At 72.1% G+C, this 2600-nt stretch carries 3 protein-coding genes; 1 reads left to right on the forward strand and 2 read right to left on the reverse strand.

Features of this window, described 5'->3' with window-relative positions:
• Nucleotides 1-772 (forward strand): CbtA family protein (locus VNS22_RS21890; RefSeq protein WP_325736256.1); only part of this gene is annotated, 772 nt, incomplete at its 5' end.
• Here VNS22_RS21890 and VNS22_RS21895 read toward each other — a convergent pair.
• Both VNS22_RS21895 and VNS22_RS21900 read right to left on the reverse strand, forming a co-directional pair.
• The gene (locus VNS22_RS21895) at nucleotides 760-1698 is read right to left on the reverse strand and encodes a class I SAM-dependent methyltransferase (RefSeq protein ID WP_325736258.1); all 939 of its coding nucleotides are present in this window, start codon (nucleotides 1696-1698) and stop codon (nucleotides 760-762) included. The two genes, VNS22_RS21890 and VNS22_RS21895, sit on opposite strands and share 13 nt — an antisense overlap.
• Nucleotides 1695-2600: MATE family efflux transporter (locus VNS22_RS21900; RefSeq protein ID WP_325736260.1), on the reverse strand; the 906-nt coding region annotated here is incomplete at its 5' end. The genes VNS22_RS21900 and VNS22_RS21895, both read right to left, overlap by 4 nt.

Raw genomic sequence — 2600 nt, forward strand, 5'->3', positions numbered from 1 at the left:
ACGGAGCCCGCGCGCGATGCTCAGCATGTTCCGCCGTGTCGTGCTGACCGGCATCGGCGCCGGCCTCTTCGCCGGCCTGCTCGTCACCTTCGTCCAGGCCTTCACCACGATCCCGCTGATCGTCGCGGCCGAGGTCTACGAAACCGGCGACGTCCACGATCATGGGCCTGAGGCCCGCCTCGATGGCAGCCTTCTGGTCCTCGCCCACTCCACGGTCGGCGAGCCCGCGGCCCTGCCGGGCGAGCCCGAGCCTGTCTCGCTCGAGCGGCGGCTCTCCACGCTCGTCGCGAACCTCGTCACCGGGGCCGGCTTCGGCCTGCTGCTGGCCGGCGCCATGACCCTGGCCGGCCATGGCTTCACGCCGCAGCGCGGCCTGCTCTGGGGTATCGCCGGCTTTGCCACCTTCACCCTGGCGCCCTCGCTGGGCCTGGCTCCGGAAGTGCCGGGTGCGGTGACCGCGGACCTGGCCGCGCGGCAGGCCTGGTGGCTGATGACCGCCGGCCTCACCGCCGCCGGCCTGGCATTGATCCTGCTCTCCGGCCGCAGCCTCCTGGCCCTGCTGGGCATCGTGGCGCTCGCCCTGCCGCACGTGATCGGCTCGCCGGCCGCCGGCATCCATGGCGGCGCCGTCCCGCCCGAGCTCGCGGCGGAGTTCGTCAGCGCCTCGCTGGTCAGCCAGGCGATCTTCTGGGCCGTGCTGGGTTATGCGGTGGGCTGGATCGGCCAGCGCATGGACGCACCCGCACCGGACAGGCTGCCTCAGCCGGCCTGATCGTCCGGGTCGCGGTCCCGGGGCGGAGCCTTCCCCTCCAGGACCTCGACCGGCACCCCCATCGCGGCAGCGAGCCGGATCTGGCCGCTGCCGCGTCGTGCCGGCTGCTGCTGGCTCTCGTGCGGCTTCCAGCCGGACAGATGCAGGATGTCGAAGCTGGCGATCACCCGGCCATCGGCCCGGGCGAACTGTTCCCCGTAGATCGCGGCGGCGCGCAGGAGCAGGTCGCGGCGGAACAGGCCTCTCGGCCGTTCCAGCAGGGCCCCGCCCTCGCCCATCGACTGCAGCTCGTGCAGCAGCGCCAGCGCGTCGGGGTAGGACACGGTGATGCGGTCGACATCCGCCACCGGCAGGGCCAGCCCCGCCCGCTGCAGGAGTGCAGCCGCATCACGGATATCGACGAAGGGGGCCACCCGCATGGCCGCGCCGCCCTTGATGTCCAGCTCGGCCTGCATGAGCGCGCTGCGCAGCTCGAACAGGCTCTCGCCGCCCAGGAGCGCCAGCAGCATCAGCCCGTCGGGTGCCAGGATCCGGCGCAGCTGGAGGAGCACGCCCGGCAAATCGTCGACATGATGCAGCGCCAGCGCGCTCACCACGAGGTCGAAGCTCTCGTCGGCGAACGGCAGCGCTTCCGGCTCGGCCTGGACCTTCAGCCCGGGCCCTGCATCCAGGGCATCGGCCACCGGATCGAGCGCCACGATGACGTCCCGCCCCAGCCCTGCCACCCGCAGCAGGTCGGCCATCCGGCCGCGCCAGCTGCCCAGCTCCAGGACCCGGGGAAACGGCCGGCGGATCTCGCTCAGCCGCTCCACCAGCCGGTCGGCCACCTCGTCCAGGAGGAACGGCTGATATTCCCGGTCGGCCAGCGCGCGGATGCGGTTGCGGTGCACGGCCCGCCGGTCGAAGAGGCGGGGAAGCTCGGTCATGTTGCTCGTGCCAGTTGGTCGATGCGGCGGGTGCGCCCGGCAAAGCGCAGGCTCAGACAGAGAAATGCGAGGGCCAGCCCGATCAGCAAGCCCAGCCACAGCCCGATCAGGCCGAATCCGGCTGGAAACGCCATCAGCCAGGCCGAGCCGACCATGGCCGGCCAGAAGCAGCTCACATGGATCGCGGTGGGGACCCAGGTGTCGCCGGTACCGCGCAGCGCGGCGGTGACGATGCCCTGGCCGCTGTCCACCAGCATGGTCGGGCCGACCACCAGCAGGGCCGTGGCGATCGCCGCCACCACCAGCGGGTCGGCGGCATAGAGCCAGCCGATCGGCAGGCGCAGCCCCAGGATGAACGGCAAGAAGCACAGCATGATGGTCAGGCCGATGGCGACCCCGACCCAGCCGGCGCGCGCCACCTGCTCACTGGCACCCCTGCCCACCGCATGGCCCACCCGCACCGAGGTGGCCGTCGCCACGCCCAGGGTCAGCATGTAGAACAGCGCGTTCAGGTTCATCACCGCCTGGTGCGCTGCCAGCTGCACGGTGCCGAGCCAGCCCGCCATCACCAGGATGAACTGGAAGGCGCTGCTTTCCAGCCCCTGCGAGGCGGCGAACGGCAGGCCCAGGCGCAGGAGCTGGCGGCGCACCGGCCAGACCGGCCCAAGCCTGCCGCGCACGCCGTAGCGGGCATGACCCTTGAAGCTGAGCGCATAGCCGATCAGCGCGGCAGCCCCGACCCAGCGGGTGATCGAGGTGGACAGCGCCGCCCCCTGCGCCCCCAGCATCGGCAGGCCGAACGGGCCGAACATCAGCAGCCAGTTCAGCAGCGCGTCGAGCAGCACGCCCGCCCACATCACCACCATCCCGGCATGGGGCCGGCCGATCGCCTCCAGGAAATA

Source organism: Geminicoccus sp., assembly GCF_035556675.1.
GTDB lineage: Bacteria > Pseudomonadota > Alphaproteobacteria > Geminicoccales > Geminicoccaceae > Geminicoccus.

What these genes read in the sequence shown, in the direction of transcription:
- VNS22_RS21895 (WP_325736258.1), bottom strand. Translation starts at nt 1,698, where the DNA reads ATGACCGAGCTTCCCCGCCTCTTCGACCGGCGGGCCGTGCACCGCAAC.